Origin of the sequence: Thermomonospora echinospora (assembly GCF_900108175.1) — a bacterium.
In the GTDB taxonomy this organism is placed as follows: domain Bacteria; phylum Actinomycetota; class Actinomycetes; order Streptosporangiales; family Streptosporangiaceae; genus Thermomonospora; species Thermomonospora echinospora.
Genome location: NZ_FNVO01000027.1, coordinates 61,817 through 84,352, shown reverse-complemented (window position 1 = coordinate 84,352; position 22,536 = coordinate 61,817). Strand labels below are relative to the sequence as shown.

Sequence of the window (22,536 nt, the reverse complement as noted above, 5' to 3'; positions counted from 1 at the left end):
GGCCTGGCCGCCTCCTCGGGACGCCTGATCACCTACCTGGACGGCGACGACTGGATCGCCCCCGGCTACCTGGCCGCGGCGGTCGAGGCGATCGACGCGATCGGCTGCGACTTCATCAAGACCGACCACATCCAGGTCTACGGCAAGCGGCGGGAGGTGCACCGGGCACCGCAGGGCCGTCGCGGGGTCAAGCTCGTCCCCCGCGACGGCATCCTGCCCGCCCATGTGCAGACCATGGCCGACTATCCCAATGCCTGGTCGGGGGTCTACCGCCGGGAACTGGCCGCCGACGGTCTGCTCACCTTCGATGAGGAGTTGCTGACCTGCGAGGACCGGCCCTGGGCCTGGAAGCTGCTGCTGCACGCCGCCTCGTACGCGGTGGTCTCGCTGTTCGGGGTGTTCTACCGGCGGGAGGTCGCCGGCTCACTGACCAAGATCGGCGACGAGCGGCAGCTGCACTTCTTCGACGCCTTCGACAAGGTGCTGGCCGAGCTGGCGGGCGACCGGGACGGCGACCGGTTCGTGGGCAAGGCGGCGCAGACCTACTGCGCCATGATCGCCCACCATCTGGCCGAGCGCGACCGGCTCACCCCCGACCTGCAGCAGCGGCTGCGGCAGCGGGCCCGCGCCACCCTGAAGGCGCTGCCGCCGGACGTCGTCACCGAGTTGCGCCCGCGGCTGAGCCGCGAGCGTCAGGAACTGTTCGCCACGACCCTGGGAATCATGGTCTGACCGTGACGCAGATCTTCGTCGCCTCGACGCTTTACGGCACCGTCGCCATGTGCGCCGCCATCGACGCGGGCCTGTTCGGCGAGCCGGGTCCCCGCCGGATCCTGCTGGTCAGCAACAACGCGGCCATCCCCGAGCTGGCGACGCCGGTGGACCGCGCCCCCGGGTTCGAGACGCTGGCCCCCCGCTTCGAGGAGATCCTCTCCTGGAATGCCGAGATCGCGCCCCTGCATCCGGGCGGCTGGATGCCGCGCACCGAGGACCTGCCGCTGCTGGAGCGGCTCTACCGGGACCGCTGGCGCCTCGGCGACGGGCCGGTCGAACTGGTCGTCGACACCATCGCGGCCAGCCCCGCCAAGACGCTGGCGGCGATCTTCCACGACGCCGCGGTGACCGTGTACTCCGAGGGCCTGATGAGCTACGGGCCGACCCGCTCGTCCCTGCCCAACGGCATCGGCACCCAGGTCGTCCGGCAGCTGCACCTGGACCTGGTGCCGGGGCTGGAGCCGCAGTTGCTGGGCGAGTACGGGGTGCCCGCCGAGGTCATCCCCGACGGGGCGTTCCTGGCGCTGCTGGAGAAGCTGCAGGCGAGCCTGGCCCCGCTGATCGCCGACTACGGCACGGATCTGCGGGGCGCGGCGCTCGTCGTCGGCCAGTACCTGGCCGCCCTGGACATCATGACCCCCCAGGAGGAGGACGCGCTCCATACGAGCATGGTGCGCGGCCTGGCGGCCCGAGGTCACCGGACCGTGCTGTTCAAGCCGCATCCGACGAGCACGGCGCGCACCACCGCCGCGATGGCGGCCGAGGCGGACCGGCTGGGCGTGCGGCTGGTGGTGATCGACGCGCCGATCCCGGCGGAGACCTGGTGCGCGGCGGTGCGGCCGGAGCTGGTGGTGGGCTGTTTCTCCACCGCGCTGGTGACCGCCGGGCGCTACTTCGGCACGCCCGCGGCCACGGTCGGCTCCCGGCGGCTGCTGGAGCTGGTGACCCCGTACGAGAACAGCAACCGCATCCCGGTGACGATCATCGACGCGCTGCTGCCGCACCTGGCCGAGGACGGCCGGCTGAGCACCCCCGTCATCGGCCCCGACGAGGTGCCGCGGAAGCTGTCCCCGCTGGTGGCGGCCGTGTCGTACTGCATGCAGGGCGGCACCCGCCCGGACCTGCGCGAGCAGGCCGTCGCCTACCTGCGCGAGCACATCGACACTGAGATGGCCCGCTACTTCAAGCGGCGCCGCCTGACCGCCCTGGACCTGCCCGGAGCGCTCCCGCTGCGGCGGATGCGGCGCAACGCGCTGGCCCGCCGCATCTACCGCGCGGTCCAGCCGCCCAAGAGCGGATAGCCCCGGCGGCCGGCCGCTCAGGTGCGGTCGTTGGGGGGCGGGGCAGGGGCGGTCACCTGCGGCGGACGGTACGGCGCAGGGTGCGGATCCTGCGGAGGGTGTCGGGGTGGACCTCCAGCCGGAGTCTGGCCCTGGGTGCGGCCAGGCGGCCGATCTGGTGGTGCAGGTACACCGGCTGGGGCAGTCTCCCGGCGCGGGCGGTCTCGACCAGTCCGGTGAGGTGCCCGAGCCAGTCCTCGTCGGCCGGCTCGTGGAAGTAGTTGGCCGCACACCAGGCCGGGTCGGGGTCCCTGAAGCGGGCCTCGGCCAGGTCGTCCAGGGTGCCCAGGCAGCCGCTGTCCTCGAACACCAGGTTGATCATCTCGGCGGTGACCCCGAAGTCCGACAGCACCAGCAGCGGCACCCCGGCGGCGATGGCCTCCAGCGCGGCGGTGGAGCTGACCGTCACGAAGCCGGCGGCGTGCGCCAGGTGCCCGCGCATCGGCCCGGCGTCGAAGGTCAGCGCGCCGGGCCGGACCCGGCCCTGGCCTGCCATCCGCTGCCACAGGGTCTGGTAGTGGTGCCGCTCGCGGTGGGTCTGCTGCTCCTGCGCCAGCGCCCGCATCTTGACGACCACCCGCAGGTCGGGTCGCCGTTCGGCGAGCGCCGCCAGGGACAGCAGGATCCGCTCGCGCTCTTCAGGCCCGGCCGGGACCTTGGCCTGGGTGGCGAACACGACCCGATCGCGCGGCCCGGCGGGCGCGGCGGGGGCCAGGAACGGCAGCCGGGTGAGCCCGACCCGCCCGGGCAGCCCCAGGTCACGGGCGATCGCGGTGAACTCGGCGACCTCGCGGCGGCTGTGCACGACGAACAGGTCCACCGCACTGCGGAAGACCCAGGCCCGTTCGGAGGCGGGCACCGAGATGCCGGGCAGGCCCGACACCAGGACCGGCCGGTCGGCGGCGGGGATCATCCTGCTCAGCACGTTCACCACCGGGCCGGTGCAGCCGAGCACCACCACGTCCGGGCGGAACCTGCGGATCAGGTGCAGCACCCCCCGGGCCGGGACGATGTCCGGGACGTCGGCGTCGGTGCCGTTGAGCGCCGAGCGGATCTGCTCGGGCGAGGGCGTGATCGGCGAGCGCACCACCGCCAGGCGGCGCGGCCAATGCGGCGGCAGATGGTCCAGCAGCCCCGCGGTCCACTTGAGGTAGGAGTCGGAGTCGGCCACCGCCAGAACACGGGCGGGCACGGTCACGTGGCGATCTCCAGGCCGCCGCCGACGAACAGGCTCAGGTGGGCGCGCAGCTCCGGATCGGCGTCGGCGGTCCACCAGTCGGCGGGCACGGGCACACCCTCGATGGTAGTGCCGGCCGCCCGCAGGACCAGGCGCAGCGAGGTCAGCGCCGTGGACGGCAGGCTGACCACCCAGTGCTCGGCGGTCAGGCCGCGCAGCGAGATCTCCACCGGCACCCCGGTCGGCTCGGCCACCATGATCCGCGGATGACGGCGCAGCTCGGCCAGGACCTCGGGGCACTCACGGCGGTGCGGCCGGTAGGCCAGCGGCTCGGTGTCGGCCAGCGCCAGCACCCACTCCAGGTACGGCCGCCGGTGCACCAGCCCGTTATGGACCAGCGAGCTGCCCAGCACCACCAGCCGCTGTGAGGGCGGCGGGGCAGCCGGGCGGCCGCGCAGCCACGGGAAGTCGTGGCACACCAGCCGCGCGCCGAGCGCCTCGACGGCGGCGTGCAGCTCGGCGGGGATCGGCAGGGCGGTGAACACCGTCAGCGCGCCGGCGCGGGCCGCCGCGCGCAGCCGGGCCGCCGCCGCCAGCCCCAGGGCCCGGCGGGGTACGCCGAGCCGGGCGCGGGCGCGGGCCAGCGGCCGCGGCGCCGGGGCCGTCAGCAGTTCCAGCAGGTGGATGGTGGCCAGCCCGTCGTCCACGACGAGCAGCCGGCGCCCCCCGGACGACAGCAGCCGGCGCTGGACCGCGCCCGAGAAGGCGTCCCCGATCACCCAGCGGCCGTCCCTCGGCGGCCGGGCCACCCGGGACGCCGGGGCGGGCGGGCACAGCCCCGGGGGCATGCCCAGCCGCAGAACCTCCTCGGCGGTGGCCGCCAGCGACTGCGAGCCCGCCCGCAACGCCACCTCGGTGCCGTCCCCCAGCAGCCCGGCGTGCTGGGCCTCCACCGCGGACAGCAGCTGCAGCGGGGACTCCGCCCAGACCACGGCGGGCGGCGGCAATGGCGAAATCGGCATATGTGGGCTCATTCGGTCGATGGCCCGGCGATTTTCGCACTCGCCGGCCACCTTCGGGCAACCTCCGGGTGAACGGCGGACAAACGCATTTGGACCTGTTAATACGTAATGACCCACCGGTCTTTTCGGTCCGGAATTACAGGTACGCTGACACCCTCATGAACGACTCCCCCCGCCTGTTGTCTCCTTTGCGGGCGCACGGCGATGAATCCTGAACGACCGCCGGCCGGCCCGCGGGTCCCCCGGGACTCGCGCCGGCGGTTCCTGCTGACGGCCGCCGCCGCGACCGTCGTGCCGGCGGGGGCGGCGGTGGCCGCCTGGCCGGCACTCGGCAGCGGGCGCACCACGGCGTCCCCGGCGCCGTCCCCGGCCCGCCGGCGTCGCCGGTCCGGCCGGCCCAACTTCGTCGTGGTGGTCGCCGACGACCTGGGATACGGGGAGCTCGGCGGCTACGGGCAGACCCAGATCCGCACCCCCCGGCTCGACCGGCTGGCCGCCGAGGGCGTCCGGTTCACCGACTTCTACGCCGGGGCGCCGGTGTGCGCTCCCAGCCGCTGCTCCCTGCTGACCGGCAGGCACATCGGACGGGCCCGGGTGCGTACCAACCCCAAGGGCCCCGACTCGTCGCTGACCGACGCCGACCTGACCTTCGGCAAGGTGCTGCAGGAGGCGGGCTACCGCACCGGGCTGTTCGGCAAGTGGGGTTTCGGTCCGGCCGAGCCCGACCAGCCCAGCCATCCGCACGCGCAGGGCTTCGGGGAGTTCTTCGGCTACCTGACCCACGGCGAGGCGCACCGCTACTTCCCGCCCGCGCTGTGGGACGGCCGGCGGTCCCTCCCGCTGCCGGCCAACCGGCCCCGCGCCCGCAACGTCTACGCGCCCGAGCTGATCGTGCGGCGCGGCCTGGACTTCGTCGACCGGCACCGGGACGAGCCGTTCCTGCTGGTGTTGACGCCGCCGCTGCCGCACGCGCCCTCGATCGCCCCCAGCCCCTTCCCCTACCGGGCGCGGACCTGGGCCCGGCCGGACCGGGCGCACGCCGCGCAGGTCACCCTGCTGGACTCCTATGTGGGCAGGCTGGTCGACAGGCTCACCTCCCTCGGCCTGGCCGACGACACGGTCGTCCTGTTCACCAGCGACAACGGGCCGCACGAGGAGGGCGGCTTCGACCCCGACTTCTTCCATGCCTCGGGCGGCCTACGGGGGTACAAGCGAAGCCTCTACGAGGGCGGCATCCGGGTTCCGTTGATCGCCTGGTCGCCCGGCCTGCTGGGCCGCGGGCGCGGGCGGGTCAGCTCCCATCCGTCGGCGATGTGGGACCTCTTCCCGACCATCACCGACCTGGCGGGGCTCGGACCGCCGGACGAGGTCGACGGCCGCTCGCTGCGCGGGCTGCTCACCGGCACCGGCGGGCCGCCGCGCCGCGACTACCTGTACTGGGCGCGCCCGAACGGCGCCAAGCCGACGCCCCGGGTGGCCGCCGCGGAGGGCGAGCACGCCGGACGGGCCGCCGCCGCGGTCCGTTTCGGCCGCTGGAAGGCCGTGGGATTCGCGCCGGGACGGCACTACTTCGACCCCGACGACCGCTGGTCGTACGAGCTCTACGACCTGTGGACGGACCCGGGCGAGCGCACCGACGTGGCCGCGAGCCGCCCGGAGATCCTGGACCAGGCGATCCGCTATTTGCACGAGGCGTGGGTTCCCCCCGCTTGAGGGATGGATGGCATGACATGGTGAACGCGCAAAGACCGGACCGGGCCGCCTCGCTGCGCAAGGGGCTGCGCCGCAGGAGTGAGCTGCTGGCCGCGGCGGTGCGCCCGCCGGGCCGCGGGCCCGCACCGCTCCTGGCGCCCTCGAAGACGCCGCGGCTGGTCCCCTCCCCGGTGTTCGTGCTGTCCTGCCAGCGCTCCGGCTCGACGCTGCTGCGGGTGCTGCTCAACAGCCACTCACGGATCCGGGCGCCGCACGAACTGCACCTGAAGACCATCCAGGTCAGGCTGACCGCCTCGTTCGCCCCCGACATCATGGGCGAGCTGGGCCTGGACCAGCGGGAGCTGGAGCACCTGCTGTGGGACCGCATCCTGCACCACGAGCTCCACCGCAGCGGCAAGTCGGTCATCGTGGAGAAGACCCCGTCCAACTCCTACAACTGGCGCCGGATCCAGCGGGCCTGGCCGCAGGCCCGGTTCGTCTTCCTGCTGCGCAACCCCGCCACGATCGTGGGCTCGGTGATGAACCGGCGCGGCGGCGCCGTCCGCGAGGACGTGGTGGCCGAGGTGCTCAAGCACGCCGAGGGCGTGGAGTCGGCCCGCGAGCACGTCCCCGGTCTGACCGTCCGCTACGAGGACCTGACCGCCGACCCCGAGCGGGAGACCCGCCGGTTGTGCGAGTTCCTCGAAGTGGAGTGGGAGCCGGGCATGCTCGACTACGGCAAGCAGGACCACGGGCCCTTCAAGGCGTATTTCGGCGACTGGAGCTCCAACATCAAGTCGGGGCGGATCCAGCCGGCCCGGGAGCCGGCGCCGGACGAGAAGGTCCCCGCCGAGCTGGCGGACATCGCCCGGGCCTGGGGTTATCTGGACTGATCGCGGGACGGGCCGCCCGACCTCGTCGGCCGGCGGTCACCCCGTCGTCGGATGTCGTACGAAGCGCGTTAGCGGAACGCGGCGAAAATCGCGTGGTATCGGACGGCAACGACCTTCGGGGAGCGGCGCTATGCGGGTCTGTGTGTGCACGGTGGTGCATCATCCGGAGGACGCCCGGATCCTGCACCGGCAGATCCGGGCGCTTTTGGACGCCGGCCACGAGGTCACCTACATGGCCCCGTTCCGGGCCTGGAACGTCACCCCATGGCGCAACGTGAGCCCGGTGGACCTGCCCCGCTCCAACGGGCGCGGTCTGCTGCACGCGCTGCGCGCCGCCCGCCGGGCGCTGGCCGACCACGCCGCCTACAGCGACCTGGTGCTGGTGCACGACCCGGAGCTGCTGCTGGCCCTACCACGTGCGGCGCGGCGGCGGGCGGTGGTCTGGGACGTGCACGAGGGCCCGGCGGCGTCCCCGCTGCCGGAACCGCTGCTGCGGCACGCGCGGGAGCGCGGCGCCCGTCGGCACCGGCTGCTGCTGGCCGGGGAGGAGCACCGGGGACGGTTCGGCGAGGGCCATCCGGTGGTGCCCGACCTGCCGTACGTCCCCGCCGCCCCGCCCGGCGAGCCGGACGACCGCAGGGTGGTGTACGTCGGGCGGCTGTCGGTCGGCCGGGGCGCCCTGGAGATGATCGAGCTGGCGGGCCGGCTGGCCGAGCGGGGCGTGGCGGTGGAGCTGATCGGGGCCGCCGACCCGCAGGTCCGGCCCGCGCTGCGGGAGGCCCAGCGCCGGGGCATGCTGCGCTGGTACGGGTTCGTGCCCAACGACCGGGCGCTGCGCATCGCCGAGGGCGCGATGGCCGGGCTGGCGCTGCTGCACGAGGACCCGCGCCGTACCGGCGTCCCGGCCAAGGTCATGGAGTACATGGCGCACGGCGTCCCGGTCGTCACCACACCCGGCCCGGCGGTGGCGGAGTTGGTCGGGGAGAGCGAGTGCGGGCTGGTGGTGCCGTTCGGCGACGTGGCGGCCGCGCAGGACGCCGTGCTGCGGCTGCACGGTGACAGGGGCCTGCGCGCCGCACTGGGACGGCGGGGGTACGAGACCGCCCGCGCCCGCTTCGACTGGCCGGCCCACGCCGAACGCTTCGTGGACCTGCTGGAGGAGTGGGCCGACCGCTCCCGCGAACCGATGGTCGCCTAGCGTCCCGGAGCCGGAGGGAGCAGGATCGTCAGCATGAAGACGTTCACCGGCTGGCGCACCTGGGAACAGGCCCGCTCCGACCTGGCGGTCCGTTCCCTCGGGGCCGACGATCTGGCGGTGCTCGACCGCGCCGTGGAGGCGGCGCGCGGGTGGCACGGCCCGCAGCAGCGGCCCACCGGCGTCCCTTACCTGGAGCACCTGCTGGAGGCCCTGGAAGTGCTCGTCCGCGGCGCCGGGGTCACCGATGTCGACACGCTCGCCGCGGCGGTGCTGCACGACGTGGTGGAGGACACCGACGCCACCGTCTCCGCCGTCGAGGCCGGGTTCGGCCCGGTGGTGGCCGAACTCGTCGACTGGGTGACCATGCCCCCGGCGGGCGGGCAGGGACGGCAGGCCAAGCGCGCCGCCAAGACCGCCTACCTGCGCCGCCTGCGCGAGGCCCCGCCGGAGGCGATCACGGTCAAGCTGGCCGACCGGGTCAGCAACGTGCAGACCCTCGACCGGATGCCGCCGGACTTCCAGCGCCGTTACTACGCCGAGACGGTGACCTACATCATGCCGCTCATCGAGACGTTGGAGGGCCCGGCCGGGCAGTGGTTCGCCGAGTGGTACGGCGCCTGGCGGCGGCACTTCGCCCACCTGGGATGATTTCCCCATGGAACGGGAGTGGGTCGCCGAGGAGAGCGTCCTGGTGGCGGCCGAGCCCGCACGCGTCTACGCGGCGGTCGCCGACCTGCGGCGGATGGGCGAGTGGAGCCCGGAGTGCTTCGGCGTCTGGGTGCGCGGCGGGCGGGTCGAGCCGGGCACCGGGTTCGTCGGCTTCAACCGGATCCGCTGGCGGGTCTGGTTCACCACCGGCCGGGTGACGGCGGCGGTGCCCGGCGCGGCGTTCGCCTTCCGGGTGTCCAGCTTCGGGATGCCGGTGGCGCTGTGGGGCTACCGGCTGGAGGACGTCGGCGACGGCTCCACCCGGCTCACCGAGTACTGGGAGGACCTGCGGCGCGACCACCGCGGCGCCGCCCTCGTCTCGCTGCTGGGCAAGGTCTTCACCGGGGTGGCGGCCGAGGAGCGGGCCGAACTCAACCGGCGGGGCATGCGTACCACGCTGGGGCGGATCAAGGCCGCCCTGGAAGGCCCGTGACAGAAAAACGAGAACCTGTTCTACTTAGTGTCGTGAGCACCCATCTGATCCAGGGCGAACAGGTGACCATGCCGGTGCAGATCCGGGAGGCGTCGGTGGCCTCGGCGATGTTCCCGGTGCCCGCCCGCACGGCGCAGGAGATCATCGGCTACTCCGGGCTGGAGGTGCTGCGGCCGCTGCCCGGCCGGGCCGTCTGCGCGCTGGCGTTCGTCCGCTACGACGACGGCGACCTGGGCCCCTACCACGAGTTCGCGGTGACCTTCCTGGTCCGCGACCCGGCCCCGCCGCCGGGCCGTCTGAAGAACGTGGGCGTGTTCGTCCACTGGCTGCCGGTCGACCAGTCCTTCACCCTGGAGGCGGGCCGCTCGATCTGGGGCTTCCCGAAGCTGATGACCGACATCCCCCTCGACCTGGACGGCCGCGTCAAGCACTGCGCGGTCCGGGTGGACGGCCGTCCCGTCGTCGAGATGGCGGTCCTGCCCGGCCTGCCGGTGCCCGGCGGCGGTGCCCCCGAGATCGCCGCGTTCTCCTGCCTGGACGGCGTCACCCGCCGCACCCCCTGGACGACACGGCCCACCGGCGTCCGGCTGCGGCCGGGCGGGGCGGCCGTCCGGGTCGGCGGGCCCCCGGACGCCCACCCGATCGTCGAGGAGTTGCGGCGGCTCGGCCTGCCCCGGGCGCGGGCGCTGAGCAGCGCCACCGTCGCCCACCTCAGCATGACCTTCCACGACGCCCAGCGGATCGGCTGACCACCGCGGACCGGCGGCACGGACGCCGTCCTCTTCCGGACAGCGCCCACCGCCTTAACGGCATGCAGGGCGACCAGGGCGGCGACCCAGGGGCCACGGGACCACCGCACCGCGCGTGACCCGCGTAAACTTTGTCCTTCGCCTTTCACGTGAGGGAGCCGCCCGCATGTCGTCGTCCCCGGTCGCCGGCCGACCGGCCACGGTCAAGGACAGCGAGATCGCCGCCGAGCAGCGCCGCGTCGACGAGGCGTACGCCCGGTTGGAGGAGATGCGCGCCGAGGCCCAGGCCATGATCAAGGAGGGCTACCGGCAGGCGCTGGCGGGCACCAAGGGTTCCCTGGTCGACCGGGACGCCATGGTGCACCAGGCCGCGCTGCGCGCCCAGGCGCTCGACGTCGCCGACGACGGGCTGGTGTTCGGCAGGCTCGACCTGGCCACCGGGGAGACCCGTTACGTCGGCCGGATCGGGGTGCGCACCCGCGAGCACGAGTCGATGGTCATCGACTGGCGGGCGCCCGCCGCCGAGGCGTTCTACCGCGCCACCCCCGAGGACCCCCGCGGCGTGGTCCGGCGCCGGGTGCTGCACACCCGCGGGCACGCGGTCGTGGATCTGGAGGACGACCTGCTCGACCCGTCCGCCGCCGACTCCCTGACGATCGTCGGCGACGGCGCGTTCATCGCCTCCCTGGCCCGCACCCGCGAGGGCGCGATGCGCGACATCGTCGCCACCATCCAGCGCGAGCAGGACGAGGTGATCCGCGCCCCCGCCGACGGCACCGTGCTGGTACGTGGCGCCCCCGGCACCGGCAAGACCGCCGTCGCCCTGCACCGGGTGGCCTACCTGCTGTTCCGGCACCGCCGGCGGTTCGGCTCGCGGGGCGTGCTGGTGGTCGGCCCCAACCGCCGCTTCACCGCCTACATCGAGCGGGTGCTGCCGTCCCTGGGCGAGGGGTCGGCGGCGCTGCGTTCCCTGGGCGACCTGGTCGACGGCGTCTCGGCCACCGTCCACGACCCGCCCGACCTCGCCCGGCTCAAGGGCTCCGGCGCGATGGTCGCGGTGCTGCGGCGGGCGATCGCCGACCAGCCCCCCGGCGCCCCCGACGAACTGCGGGTGGTGCACGCCGGCGTGGTCGTCCGGCTGGGCCGGCCGCAGCTCGACAAGATCCGCGCCGCCCTGCACCGGCGCAGCGTGGGCAGTGTCAACACCGCCCGCCGCCGGGTCGCCGACGCGCTGCTGGACGCCCTGTGGGAGCGCTACGTCGACACCGGCGGCACCGAGCCCGAGCCCGGCGCGCCCGTGCAGGGCGAACTGGCGCTGTGGGAGGGCCTGCTGGCCGACAGCGGCCTGGCCGCCCTGGACCCGGACGGACCCGAGCGCCCGTCCTCCGCCGCCGACCGCTCCTCCCGGGAGTCGTTCGTCAAGAACGTGCGGGGGCAGCGGGCCTTCGCCGACTTCCTGACCGCCTGGTGGCCGATCCGCCGCCCGCTGGACGTGCTGCACTCGCTGGGCGAGCGCGCCCGGCTGCGCCGCGCCGCCGGCCGCGACCTCGACCGGCCGCACGCCGACCTGCTGGCCGGCGCCTGGGCCGAGACGCTGTCCGGGCCGTCGCCGACGCTCAGCTACCAGGACGTCGCGCTGCTGGACGAGATCGACGCCCTGCTCGGCCCGCCGCCGCGCCCCTCTCGCAAAGCCCCCACCGAGGAGGACCCCTACGTCGTGGACGGGGTCAACATCCTCACCGGCGAGGCGGTCGCCGACGACTGGGAGCCGGAGATGCGCGAGCTGACCAGCGCGGTCGAACGGCTGGAGCGCGCGCGCCGGGTGGACGACGAGGTCACCGACACCCGCCCCGAGTACGCCCACATCGTGGTGGACGAGGCGCAGGACCTGTCCCCCATGCAGTGGCGCATGCTCGGCCGCCGGGGACGCCAGGCCACCTGGACGATCGTCGAGGACCCCGCCCAGAGCGCCTGGGAGGACCTCGACGAGGCCCGCCGGGCGATGGACGCCGCGCTGGGCGGGTCCGCGTCCAAGCGCCGGGGCCGCAAGCCGCCGCCCCGCCGGGCCCGGCACGAGTACGAGCTGACCACCAACTACCGCAACACCACCGAGATCGCCGCCGTGTCCGCCCGGGTGCTGGAACTGGCGCTCCCGGGGGCGCGCCCCGCCCGCGCGGTCCGCAGTTCCGGGGAGGAGCCCGTCATCCGGGTCGTCCCCCCGGACGCGCTGCGCGCCGCCGCCCGCGAGGCCGTCGAGACCCTGCTGACCCAGGTGGAGGGCACCATCGGCGTCATCGTCCCGCAGCCCGACGGCGACTGGGACGAGCAGGAGCACAAGGCGCTCGCCGAAGGCTTCCCCGAGCGCGTCCAGGTGCTGGACGTGCTGGACGCCAAGGGTCTGGAGTTCGACGCGGCGGTCATCTGCGCCCCCGAGGTCGTGGCCACGCAGTCACCGCGCGGCCTGCGGGTGCTCTACGTCGCGGTCTCCCGCGCCACCCAGCGCCTGACCGTCCTGACCGCCGACCCCACCTGGGAGCTGGTGCTGACCGGGCCCGCGTGAGCGGACCCGGAGCGCCGGGTCAGATGATCACGGCAAAGCTCTGCGGAGGGCGGATTCTCTGACCCGCCCTCCGGGTCCCCAAAGGAGACGGGTCAGATGATGGGCGGGCGGCCGATGCGGGTCATCCGCCAGGCGGTGCGCCAGGAGATGGGGCGGCGCGGGCCGGCGGGCTTGCGCCACCCTTCGGCGAACCCCTTGAACCACGGCCTGAGCGCGGCGGGCTTGCGCTCGCGCAACAGTGTCATCGCCACCCACACCGCGCAGTAGGCCAGGGCCAGCGGCCACGGCAGGTTGCGGCGGGCCAGCCACACCCGGTTGCGGGCGTTGTAGCGGTAGAACATCTCGTGCCGGGTCGGCAGCACCGCCGGGTGGTACATCACCGCCGAGGCGTCGTAGACGATCCGGTAGCCGGCGTTCATCGCCTGCCAGGCCAGGTCGGTCTCCTCGTGGGCGTAGAAGAAGTCCTCCGGCAGCCCCCCGGCGGCGTCGAAGGCGGCCCGGCGCACCGCGCACGCCCCGCCCAGGAACGTCGTCACCTCCGAGGAGCGTTCCGGGTCGCCGGCGCGCAGCCGCGGTACGTGCCGCCGCTCGCCCGGACCGCCCTCCGGGTCGCGGACCCGGAACGAGACGATCCCCAGGGACGGGTCGGCGGCAAAACGGTCCCGCAGGTGGGCGCCCAGCCGGGTGGAGCGGTACCAGCCGTCGTCGTCCAGGAACAGGACGATCTCGCCGGTGGAGGCCGCCACGCCCCGGTTGCGCCCGGCCGGGATGCCGACGTTACGCGGCAGCCGCACCAGCGTGACGCGCTTGTCCTCGAAGACCTCGTCGTCGCCGGGCGTCCAGTCCCCGGGCACCCCGTTGCCGACCAGGATCACCTCGACGTCGACGTTCTCCTGGTCAAGGGCGCTGCGCACGGCGCGGGCCAGTTCCGTAGGACGGTTGCCCATCGTCAGCACGACGACCGAGAACGTGACGTCTCCGCCGGGGCGGGGCTCATGCGCAGTCACGACGCCTCCGTCCGGGCACGGCCCGTCCGTCCGGTGAGCTCGCGGCACCAGCGCGTACCTCCAGTTCGCTCAACGCCCCTCCCACGTCGAAGTCCCGCCGCAGTCTTTCACCTTCGGGACGCCCGCCGGGCGGTTCACCGAAACCCGCCGTTCACCCGCGTTCGCCCGCAAAGCCGCTCATCGGCGCCCGGGAGACTCAGCGCAGCCGTCGCGAGGCGATCACGCTGACCAGGTGCAGCAGCGTCTGCACCGCGGCCACCGCCGCCACCACGACGGTCAACACCCGGGTGGTCACCGGGGTCTGGGCGCCCGTCAGCACGTCGATCACCGCGGCCAGCGCGATCAGCAGGGACAGCTCCACCGCGCCGATGATGCGGTGCAGGCGCACCGCGGAGGCCGCCTGGCGGGCCAGCGCCAGGCCCGTGGAACGGGGCCGCAGCGCCCGGTCGCCGGCCGCCGGGTCGGCGGGCAGCCCCGACTTGGCGCGGGCCACCACCACGTTGTCGGTCTCGGCCTTGATCAGGGCGGCGCCCAGCGCGGCGACCAGCCCCAGCTCCAGGTAGCCGCCGGACTCCCAGCCGCCCTGGGCGCGGGCGCCCAGGCCGATCAGCAGCGCCACCTCCGCCAGGTAGTGGCCGATGCGGTCCAGGTAGACCCCGGCCACCGAGGTCTGCCGCAGGTAGCGGGCGACCTCCCCGTCCACGCAGTCCAGCAGCAGGTAGACCTGCACCAGCAGCGCTCCGGCCAGCGCCGCCCACAGCGGGTGGCCGGGGACCGACACCACCACGCCGGCCGCGACGCCGGTGAACATCATCAGGTACGTCAGCTGGTTGGGGCTGAGCCCCAGCCGCAGCGACAGCCAGGAGAAGAACGGCGACAGCGACCGCATGTACAGCCGCCCCGCCCAGTGCTCCTCGTTACGCCGCTCCTTCAGCCCGGGTGGCTGGCCCAGGGCGCGCACGTCCGCGATCGTGGCGGTGCGCCGGGAGCGGGTGCCTTCAGCCTCCGAAGGAGCGGACATGGCTCTCAGCCTTCAAAGGAGCGAACATACTCCCCTACCGACTTCAGTGCGGCGCTCTTGTCGAGTTCGAGCCGCTCCAGGATCGTGTAGCGGCCGGGACGGGTCTGCGGCGCGTACACCACCGCCTCGGCGAACTGCTCCTCGGTCAGCCCCACGTCGCCGGGCAGCTTGGGCAGGCCGTGCCGGTCCAGGCAGGCGGCGATCTGCGCCAGCCGTTCCCCGCCGGTGCCCAGGAAGCGCTCGCGCAGGTGGTAGCAGAACGCCGTGCCGATCCCGGCCAGCTCGCCGTGGTTGGCGGTGCCCGGGTACAGCTGGTCGATGGCGTGCAGGATCTCGTGGTCGCCGCCGCTGGACGGCCGGGACGAGCCCGCGAACGACATCGCCATGCCCGACAGCACCAGCCCCTCGGCCAGCACCGTCAGGAACCGGTCGGACTCGATCGACTCCGGCTGGAACAGCAGCGCCTCGGCGGCGGTGCGGGCCACGGTCAGCGCCAGCCGGTCCACCGGCTCGCCGCAGTCGGCGGCCGCCAGCAGCCAGTCGTCGACCGCCGAGAAGTTGCTGATCACGTCGCCGATCCCGGCGCGCACCAGCCGGTCGGGGGCGGCCCGGACGTAGTCCAGGTCCACGATCATGGCCAGCGGCATCGCGACGCCGAAGGAGCCCTTGCCCTTGTCGTGCCGCAGCGAGGCCACCGGCGAGCAGATGCCGTCGTGCGACAGGTTGGTGGCCACCGACACCATCGGGATGCCCGCCAACGTGGCGGCGTACTTGGTGGCGTCGATGGTCTGCCCGCCGCCGATCCCCACCACCGCCTCGTACCAGCCCGAGCGCAGCTTCGAGGACAGGGAGACGGCGGCGTCGACGGTGCCGCCGTCCACATGGAACACGTCACAGGCCTGCAGGGACGGCCTGACCCGCTCGGCGATCGAGTCGCCCTGGCCGGGTCCCACCGCGATGGCCACCCGGCCCTCGGTGGCGATCCGCCGGTCGGCCAGCAGCTCGCCGAGCGCGGCGACCGCGCCCCGGCGCACCTCCACCGACAGCGGTGCCGGCAGCGACCGCATCAGCTGTGGCATGGATCAGTACCCCTTGGCGATCCGGCGGGCCTTCTCCAGGTCGTCGTGGTTGTCGACCTCGACCCAGTCGACGGCGCCGATCGGCGCGACGGCGATCCGGCCGCCCCGGTTCACCAGCTCCTGGTAGCCGTCCTCGTAGTACAGGTCGGGGTCGCCCTCCCAGGTCGCCTTGAGGGCGTCGGCCAGCGGCCCGGCGGCCGACGGCTCGATCAGCGTGGCGCCGATGTACTCGCCGTACGCCTGCTCGGGGTCCATCAGCTTGGTGATGCGGGCCAGGTGCCCGGAGTCGTCGAGGGTGACCTTCATCTCCTCGTCGGCGAGCGTTTTCACATCGTCCACCGCCAGGACGATCTCGGGGCCGCGGGCGGCCAGTAGGGTCTTCTCGACCCCGACCGGGTGCACCGTGTCCCCGTTCACCATCAGGACGCCCTTGGCGAAGTGCTCACGTGCCAGCCACATGGAGTAGGCGTTGTTCCACTCCTCGGCCTTGTCGTTGTGGACGAGCGTGATGGACACGCCGTACCGCTCCTCCAGCGCGGCCTTGCGCTGCTCGACCGCGTTCGCGCAGTAGCCGACCACGATGACCACCTCGGTCAGCCCGACCTCGGCCAGGTTGCCCAGCGCGATGTCGAGGATGGTGGTCTCGCCATCCACCGGCACCAGGGCCTTGGGCAGGGTGTCCGTGTACGGCCGCAGCCTGCGACCCGCGCCTGCCGCCAGCACCATCCCGATCACGCTGTGCCTCCATCGCCGCTCAACTGGCTTCCTCCGCCTCTTCTTCCAGGTTCACCTGCACACCGCTGCCGCGGTCGGCCCGCACCCAGGCGATGACGCTCTCCACGCCGAACAGCACCCCCAGATAGGCGGCGAGCACGGCGTACGCGGCCGACAGCTGCCCGAACAGGCCCGCGAAGGCCGCGATGAGCATCCGGCCCTCCCAGCCGAGCCCGGCCCGGAAGACCCACCCGCGCGGCCACAGATGCTGGCGTGTGCGGTACACGGTGTCGTAGTGGTGGTAGGCGAGGACGGCCAGCAGACCGTAGATCAGCGGTGCCGAAACGCCCTGCGCGAACCCCAAGACGGCCAAGTAACCATACTCGATACCGCGCAGGATGGGCGGGACAAGCCAGTCGATCCGCCCGGTGTGCGGATGGGTCGCCGACGGCCCGGTCAGTAGCAGCGCCACCAGCGGCGCGTACAGTACCGGGATGGCATGCTCCTGCGCCCCGGCCACCAGCAGCAGCGCCGCCGTGGTGAGCGCGGCGACCACGGTGCCCGGCAGCGGGATCAGCCGGCCCAGCGTCAGCCGCCCGATCGTGGTGCAGATGGGGCCGTCATCGCGGTAGGCCTGCAGGCGCCCGATCTGCCGGGCCACCGGAGCGGCCGGCGGCGCCTCCGTGAGGGTGATCGTCATCGGGTCAGCGACCTCAGCATCCGTCCGGTCAAGGTGTAGGCGGCCGCCACCGCGCCCCAGGCCAGGAGCACGATGAAGGTCACCCGGGCGTTCCACAGCGCGGCGGTGACCGACACCACCGCGAAGCGCTCGCCGATCGGCAGCACGATCATCTTCTTGGCCCAGAAGGCCGGGCCCGAGCGGGTCCGCGCCAGCACCCGTTTCACCAGGCCGAGGACGCCGCCACGCCGGGGGGCGGCCGCGCCCGCCGGCGCCAGCCCGTCGCCGGGCGAGGTCAGCGGGGTCACCGGCAGCGGCGTCGCGGGCCGGGCGCGGCGGGCGGCGCCGAACGCGAAGTCGATCATGTGACGGCCGGTCTGCGCCGCCATCGCGGCCACCGCCAGCGGCCACACGTCCCCGCCGTGCACGGAGCTGCCGGCCGCGGCGGCGGTGGAGCCGACCGCCAGCCCGGCGAACACCGTGTACTCCTTGGCACGGTCGAACGTGGCGTCCAGCCAGGCCCCGAACGTGCTGAACCGGCGGGTGTAGCGGGCCAGCTGCCCGTCCACGCAGTCGAAGACGAACGCGAAGTAGTACAGCACCGCGCCGACGACCATCCCGGTGCGGGTGCCCATCGCGAACGCCACCGCGGCGCCCACCGAGATCGCCATGGACAGCGAGGTCACCATGTTGGGCGTCAGCCCGATCCGGGCCGCCAGCTTGGCGATGTACCGCGAGTAGGTGCTGACCGCGAAGGTGGTGAAGAACCCGTCGTTGCTCTTGACCGCCGCGTCCAGGCGCACCCGGTCCTCGTTGACCGCGGTCACGGCCTCCCGCGCCGCCCGCACCTGCTCGGTGTCGCGCACCTGTGCGCACACCAGCGGCGGGGCCGGCAGCGGCGTCACCCGTACCCCCGCGCGGACCAGGCCCACCAGCAGCAGCGCCAGCACGCCGGACGCCCCGGACATGGCGCCGGGGGTCTCCAACAGCGCGGCGAGCCGCTCGGCGGCCCGGGCCAGGGTGACCCGCTTGGCGGGCGCCACCCGCAACAACCCGCAGAACACCCCGTTGGGGTCGGTGACCTGGTGGAATCCCGTGCCGGCCGAGACGATCCGGCCGGCGCCCCGGCGCACCGGCGGCAGGCCGGGGTCGTCCGGTCCGCCGGGATCGGGCGGCGGCGCGGTCACCGCCGTGGCCATGTCCGAGCGTGGCCCGGCCAGCCGGGCCAGCAGCTCACCACTGGCGACGGTGCCGCCCGGCAGCACCAGCAGCGGGGCGGTGGCGCCGCGGGCCAGCCGGGCGATCGCCCGCAGGTCCCCGGCGGGCGAGTCCGACTCGACGACCTCGACGGCCGGGCCGCTGCCCTCCGGACGCTTGCGCAGCAGGGCGGCCGTCTCCGGACGGGCCAGGACCCGCACGTCCGGTACGTTGAGCGAAACGAGCTGACCGAGCAACCGCTGCAGGAGGGACTGGGCGTTGGGTCCGCTGTCGTACGGCAGGTCCGCGGCCGGATCGGTCGCGAGCACCAACGCAACGGTCATCGACACCTTCCAGCGGGGTGGACGCGGGGGATTCGGAAAGGTCAGCGTAGCGGGTCGAACACACCAGGCTGTGCCGGAAAAGGCGTAGGGGGACCATGAGAACGGTTGCGGTCGTGTTGGCCGGCGGGACCGGGCGGCGGATCGGATCGGCCACTCCCAAACAGCTGCTGGAGGTCGGCGGCAGGCCGATCCTGGCGTACGCGATCGGGGCCTTCGACGGCCACCGGGGCGTGGACGAGGTCCTGGTCGTGATGGCCCGCGGGCACGTGCCGCAGGCCACCCGGATCGTCTCGGAGCACGGGTACGGCAAGGTGTCGCGGGTGGTGGAGGGCGGCGACACCCGGGCGGAGTCGACGGTGGCCGCGCTCACCGCGCTGGCCGCCGAGCCGGACGACACCCGCCTGCTGCTGCACGACGCCGCGCGCCCGTTCGTGACCGCCGAGGTGATCGACCGCTGCCTGGCGGCGCTGGAGTCCCACCAGGCGGTGGCGGTCGGCGTCGCCACCCCCGACACCGTGGTCGCGGTACGGGACGGACTGGTGGCGGCCATGCCACCGCGTGACTCGCTGTGCCGCTTCCAGACCCCGCAGTGCTTCCGGATCGGCACCCTGCGCAAGGCGTACGAGGCGGCGCTGGCCGACCCTGCGTTCACCGCCACCGACGACTGCGGGGTGGTGCACCGCTACCTGCCGGACGTTCCGATCCGGGTGGTGGAGGGCGACGAGCGCAACCTGAAGGTCACCCATCCGCTGGACCTGGTCGTCGCCGAGCATCTGGCCGGGCTCGCCGGGCCCGGCCTTCCCCCCGACCCCGAGGAGGCTTAGTGATCTTCGATGCGGACCGGCCGGTCGTGATCGGGCACCGTGGTGCCGGATCCGGCGAGGTGCTGCTGCCCGGCGAGGCCGAGGCGGTCACCGAGAACACCGTCGAGTCGATCCTGGGGGCGGTGCGCGCCGGCGCCACCTGGGTCGAGATCGACGTGACCCGCACCGCCGACGACGAACTGGTGCTGCGGCACGACCCGACCGGCGCGGACGGGGCGTTCCTGATCGACCGCACCGCCGCCGAGTCGGGGCTGCCCCGGCTGGTCGACGTGTTCGACGCGCTGCCGCCGGAGGTGGCGCTGGACGTGGACGTCAAGACCGTGCTGGAGGACGCCGTCGACCCGCCGGCCCGGCGCACCGGGGCGCTGCTGGCGCCGCTGCTGGCGGCCGAGTCCCGGCGGCGGCCCCTGATGGTGACCTCCTTCGACCCGTCCCTGCTGCTCGGGCTGCGCGAGGAACTGGACGGGGTGCCGCTGGGGCTGCTGACCTGGCTGCGGTTCCCGCTGTGGCACGCCATCGCGGCCGCCTCCGGGCTCGGCCTGGACGCGGTCGGGGTGCACACCGGCTCGTGCGGCTTCGACTCCCAGGACACCCGGCTGCGCCCGCTGGACCACAACGTGGACGTGGCGCACAAGGCGGGCCTGGAGGTGCTCGCCTGGTGCCCGGCGCCCGCGGACTCGCCCCGTTACGCCGCCGCCGGTGTGGACGCCCTGGTCGTCAACGACGTGCCGGGCGCCATCTCCGCGCTGACCTCCTCCGGCGAGCCGGACGTGCCCGACCCGGCCGAGGACGTCGTTCAGGACTGAGGACGGTCGTCGCGGGGGTCCTTCCCGCCGTACATCCGCGTCCACTCCCCGGGCTCGTCACCATCGCCCTCCTGTGGACGGCCGGGCCCCTGCCCCTGAGGCGAAGGCCCGGCCGCCTGAGGCGGACCGCCGAACTCCTGGGGCGGGGTACCCGGTCCCTGGGGCGGGGAGCCGTGCTGGGCCGAGGACCCGGGTGACGGCGGCTGCGGCACGGCCGGACCCGGCTGCCCCGGCTGCCCCGGCTGCCCGGGGACGGCCTCACCACCGGGGGCTGACCAGGGCGGCGGCGGGGCGTACGGGCGGGCGTTCGGGTCGAACGGCGGTGGTCCGGCGACACCGGACGGCTGCCGCGCCGGCGCGTCTCCCGGTCCCTGACCCGGCACCTGGCCCGGCACCTGGTGGGACGACGGCGGCCACTGGCCTCCGGGCGGGGGTGCGTACTGGGACTGGCGGGACGGTCCGGCCGACGCGGCGCCACGCCAGCGTGACGGCGGAAACGACGCGGCCAGCAGCACACAGCCGACGAGGATCCATAGCCCGAGGGATCCCAGGTTGGCGTACAGGATGTAGTAGCGCCCCGGCAGCAGGTCCCGCAGGGTGCGGAACGACCACTCCGCCGCGAACAGCCAGGGCAGGCCGACCGCCGTCAGGACCACGCCCGGGATCAGCGAGGCCAGCGGCGACAGCCGCGAGCCCACGAGGAGGCCCAGCAGGACCGCCGCGAGGACGAGGGCCGCCACGCCGAGCCAGCGGTCCGCCCCCTCCGCCCGGAACACCCGCATGCTCCTGTACAACCGGTCGACGCCGAACATCAGCAGCCATCCGATGACCGGTGTCAGGACCAGGCCGACGACGGCCCCGAGACCGTGCCTGGCGCCGTTGGACATCCCCCTGGACCCGCTCGTGGACATCGCCGCCTCCTAGCGGTCCGGTGAAAACCACCCGTCCGGTACGAAGCAGGCTAGCCCCACAGAGCGGGCCCTGTCTCGGTCAGCGTCTGGGAGCCGAGGGCTGCCCCAGGCCGGGCGGGCTGGTGAGGAAGCCGACCCCCCAGGAGATGTGCATGGTCGCGTACACCAGCGGCAGCCACAGCCAGGCCGCCAGCGGCAGCCCGCGGCCGGTGGCGACGCTGCCGCCCACCATGATCACCGCGACGTACCCGCCGGGCAGCAGCCAGCCCGGCCAGAAGCCCAGCGCCCCGGCCACCGCACCGGCCGCCATCGCCACGACCGCCAGCGGCGGCGCCAGGTAGCGCAGGTTGAGCGTGCCCTGGTGCTCACGGCCGACCACCCGGCGCCAGCGCCCGGTGTGGAAGTACTGCTTGGCCAGCGACCGCAGGTCGGGCCGGGGCCGGTAGGTGACGCGCATCCGGGGGGTGAACCACACCAGCCCGCCGCTCTGCCGGATCCGGTGGTTCATCTCCCAGTCCTGGGCACGCACGAACGTCTCGTCGTAGCCGCCGACCCGCTCCAGCGCGCTGCGCCGGAACGTGCCGAGGTAGACGGTCTCGACCTCGCCGGCCTCGCCGCCGGTGTGGAACCGGGCGGCACCGACGCCGATCTTGGAGGTCATGGCGCGGGCGACGGCCTTCTCGAACGGGGTGATGCCCTCGGCGGCCATCACGCCGCCGACGTTGTCGGCGCCGGTCTCCTCCATGGTCTCCACCGCGGCCCGCACGTAGTCCGCCGGCAGCAGCGAGTGCCCGTCCACCCGGACCACGATCGAGTACTGCGAGGCCTTGATGGCGATGTTGAGGCCCTGCGGGGTGCGGCCGGTCGGGTTGGCCACCACGATGATCCGCGGATCCTCGGTGGCCAGCTTCTCGGCGATCTCCTGGGTACGGTCCCGGGAGGGGCCGACGGCCAGCACCAGCTCCAGCTCGCCGGGATAGTCCTGGCCGAGGATCGCGCGGACCGCGTCGGACAGGTGCCGCTCTTCGTTGAGCACCGGCATCACCACCGACACCGCCGGCCAGGTGCGATGATCTGCTGCTTCGGCGCTTTGCGCGTGGGGTGACGGATTCATCTGAACTCTCAGGGACGAACCCGGCACTGCGGACCGGGTCAAGCCGCTACCTCTCCTGTTCGAACCATCGTGCGCCAATTCCGAGCCGTCGTGGGAAACGGCTCAGAACGTGGCTGCGGGCCGGACAACGGCCGGCCAAAGCCGATGTAAGGCCTCGATCTGGGTCCTCCTGCCCGGGGCTGCGGCGGTCGACCGGACACCCGGGCGGACGCCCGGAGCACACGGCCTCCCGCCGAAGAGAGGTCAATTCGGCGCCACGTTACTCCAAGGACACGGAGTGGAGGTAGCGAACGC

General features: G+C 73.8%; 21 protein-coding genes. 11 read left to right on the top strand and 10 right to left on the bottom strand.

Annotation, left to right across the window (positions count from 1 at the left end; translation table 11 throughout):
- Both C4U03_RS35120 and C4U03_RS35115 read left to right on the top strand, forming a co-directional pair.
- The coding region (locus C4U03_RS35120; protein WP_103944127.1) for a glycosyltransferase at positions 1-732 on the top strand (732 nt) is incomplete at its 5' end.
- 2 nt (positions 733-734) lie between these two features.
- The gene (locus C4U03_RS35115) at positions 735-2,075 is read left to right on the top strand and encodes an alpha-2,8-polysialyltransferase family protein (protein WP_103944126.1); all 1,341 of its coding nucleotides are present in this window, start codon (positions 735-737) and stop codon (positions 2,073-2,075) included.
- A 52-nt stretch (positions 2,076-2,127) separates the two neighbouring features.
- On the opposite strand, the gene C4U03_RS35110 is transcribed toward C4U03_RS35115, so the two are convergent.
- Together C4U03_RS35110 and C4U03_RS35105 are read right to left on the bottom strand one after the other, a co-directional pair.
- Positions 2,128-3,312: a DUF6716 putative glycosyltransferase gene (locus tag C4U03_RS35110; protein ID WP_235018327.1), complete on the bottom strand. Its 1,185-nt coding sequence runs from the start codon at positions 3,310-3,312 to the stop codon at positions 2,128-2,130.
- Positions 3,309-4,313 (bottom strand): hypothetical protein, encoded by a 1,005-nt coding sequence (locus C4U03_RS35105; protein WP_235018326.1) that lies wholly within the window; start codon positions 4,311-4,313, stop codon positions 3,309-3,311. Before C4U03_RS35105 ends, C4U03_RS35110 begins: the two co-directional genes overlap by 4 nt.
- 204 nt (positions 4,314-4,517) lie before the next feature.
- On the opposite strand from C4U03_RS35105, the gene C4U03_RS35100 reads away from it, so the two are divergent.
- From C4U03_RS35100 to C4U03_RS35070, 7 genes are all read left to right on the top strand, one after another.
- On the top strand, positions 4,518-6,026 hold the full coding sequence (locus tag C4U03_RS35100) for an arylsulfatase (RefSeq protein WP_103944124.1): 1,509 nt from the start codon (positions 4,518-4,520) through the stop codon (positions 6,024-6,026).
- Between the two features lie 17 nt (positions 6,027-6,043).
- Positions 6,044-6,898, top strand: a complete 855-nt coding sequence (locus C4U03_RS35095; protein ID WP_103944123.1) for a sulfotransferase family protein — start codon at positions 6,044-6,046, stop codon at positions 6,896-6,898.
- 130 nt (positions 6,899-7,028) lie between these two features.
- Positions 7,029-8,096, top strand: coding sequence for a glycosyltransferase family 4 protein (locus C4U03_RS35090; protein ID WP_103944122.1), 1,068 nt, complete (start codon positions 7,029-7,031; stop codon positions 8,094-8,096).
- A 33-nt stretch (positions 8,097-8,129) separates the two neighbouring features.
- On the top strand, positions 8,130-8,744 hold the full coding sequence (locus C4U03_RS35085; RefSeq protein ID WP_103944121.1) for an HD domain-containing protein: 615 nt from the start codon (positions 8,130-8,132) through the stop codon (positions 8,742-8,744).
- 7 nt (positions 8,745-8,751) lie between these two features.
- A complete protein-coding gene (locus tag C4U03_RS35080; protein WP_103944120.1) occupies positions 8,752-9,237 on the top strand; it encodes an SRPBCC family protein in 486 nt (161 codons plus the stop codon).
- A 32-nt stretch (positions 9,238-9,269) separates the two neighbouring features.
- Positions 9,270-9,986, top strand: coding sequence for an acetoacetate decarboxylase family protein (locus C4U03_RS35075; protein WP_103944119.1), 717 nt, complete (start codon positions 9,270-9,272; stop codon positions 9,984-9,986).
- A 166-nt stretch (positions 9,987-10,152) separates the two neighbouring features.
- Entirely contained in the window at positions 10,153-12,546 is a 2,394-nt protein-coding gene (locus C4U03_RS35070) for a HelD family protein (RefSeq protein WP_103944118.1), read from the top strand.
- Between the two features lie 92 nt (positions 12,547-12,638).
- Here the strand turns inward: C4U03_RS35070 and C4U03_RS35065 are convergent, their stop codons facing one another.
- The 6 genes from C4U03_RS35065 to C4U03_RS42705 all read right to left on the bottom strand — a co-directional run bounded on the left by C4U03_RS35065 (position 12,639) and on the right by C4U03_RS42705 (position 18,587).
- A complete protein-coding gene (locus C4U03_RS35065) occupies positions 12,639-13,493 on the bottom strand; it encodes a glycosyltransferase family 2 protein (protein WP_103944132.1) in 855 nt (284 codons plus the stop codon).
- Between the two features lie 256 nt (positions 13,494-13,749).
- Entirely contained in the window at positions 13,750-14,574 is an 825-nt protein-coding gene (locus tag C4U03_RS35060) for a CDP-alcohol phosphatidyltransferase family protein (RefSeq protein ID WP_103944117.1), read from the bottom strand.
- Positions 14,575-14,579: 5 nt separating this feature from the next.
- Positions 14,580-15,653: an iron-containing alcohol dehydrogenase family protein gene (locus C4U03_RS35055; protein WP_103944116.1), complete on the bottom strand. Its 1,074-nt coding sequence runs from the start codon at positions 15,651-15,653 to the stop codon at positions 14,580-14,582.
- 3 nt (positions 15,654-15,656) lie between these two features.
- Complete coding sequence (locus C4U03_RS35050; RefSeq protein WP_103944115.1) at positions 15,657-16,388, bottom strand: phosphocholine cytidylyltransferase family protein; 732 nt, start codon at positions 16,386-16,388, stop codon at positions 15,657-15,659.
- 19 nt (positions 16,389-16,407) lie between these two features.
- Positions 16,408-17,067 (bottom strand): DUF5941 domain-containing protein, encoded by a 660-nt coding sequence (locus C4U03_RS42710; RefSeq protein ID WP_103944114.1) that lies wholly within the window; start codon positions 17,065-17,067, stop codon positions 16,408-16,410.
- A complete protein-coding gene (locus C4U03_RS42705; protein ID WP_103944113.1) occupies positions 17,064-18,587 on the bottom strand; it encodes a CDP-alcohol phosphatidyltransferase family protein in 1,524 nt (507 codons plus the stop codon). The genes C4U03_RS42710 and C4U03_RS42705 overlap by 4 nt, the downstream gene beginning before the upstream one ends.
- A gap of 95 nt (positions 18,588-18,682) precedes the next feature.
- Here C4U03_RS42705 and ispD point away from each other — a divergent pair, with 95 nt between their 5' ends.
- Together ispD and C4U03_RS35030 are read left to right on the top strand one after the other, a co-directional pair.
- Positions 18,683-19,411 (top strand): 2-C-methyl-D-erythritol 4-phosphate cytidylyltransferase, encoded by a 729-nt coding sequence (gene ispD / locus C4U03_RS35035; protein ID WP_103944112.1) that lies wholly within the window; start codon positions 18,683-18,685, stop codon positions 19,409-19,411.
- Positions 19,411-20,217 (top strand): glycerophosphodiester phosphodiesterase, encoded by an 807-nt coding sequence (locus C4U03_RS35030; protein WP_103944111.1) that lies wholly within the window; start codon positions 19,411-19,413, stop codon positions 20,215-20,217. Before ispD ends, C4U03_RS35030 begins: the two co-directional genes overlap by 1 nt.
- Here C4U03_RS35030 and C4U03_RS35025 read toward each other — a convergent pair.
- Both C4U03_RS35025 and C4U03_RS35020 read right to left on the bottom strand, forming a co-directional pair.
- Complete coding sequence (locus C4U03_RS35025; RefSeq protein ID WP_146087630.1) at positions 20,208-21,128, bottom strand: hypothetical protein; 921 nt, start codon at positions 21,126-21,128, stop codon at positions 20,208-20,210. The two genes, C4U03_RS35030 and C4U03_RS35025, sit on opposite strands and share 10 nt — an antisense overlap.
- A 79-nt stretch (positions 21,129-21,207) precedes the next feature.
- Positions 21,208-22,242, bottom strand: coding sequence for a glycosyltransferase family 2 protein (locus C4U03_RS35020; protein ID WP_103944109.1), 1,035 nt, complete (start codon positions 22,240-22,242; stop codon positions 21,208-21,210).
- Positions 22,243-22,536 lie beyond the last annotated feature (294 nt).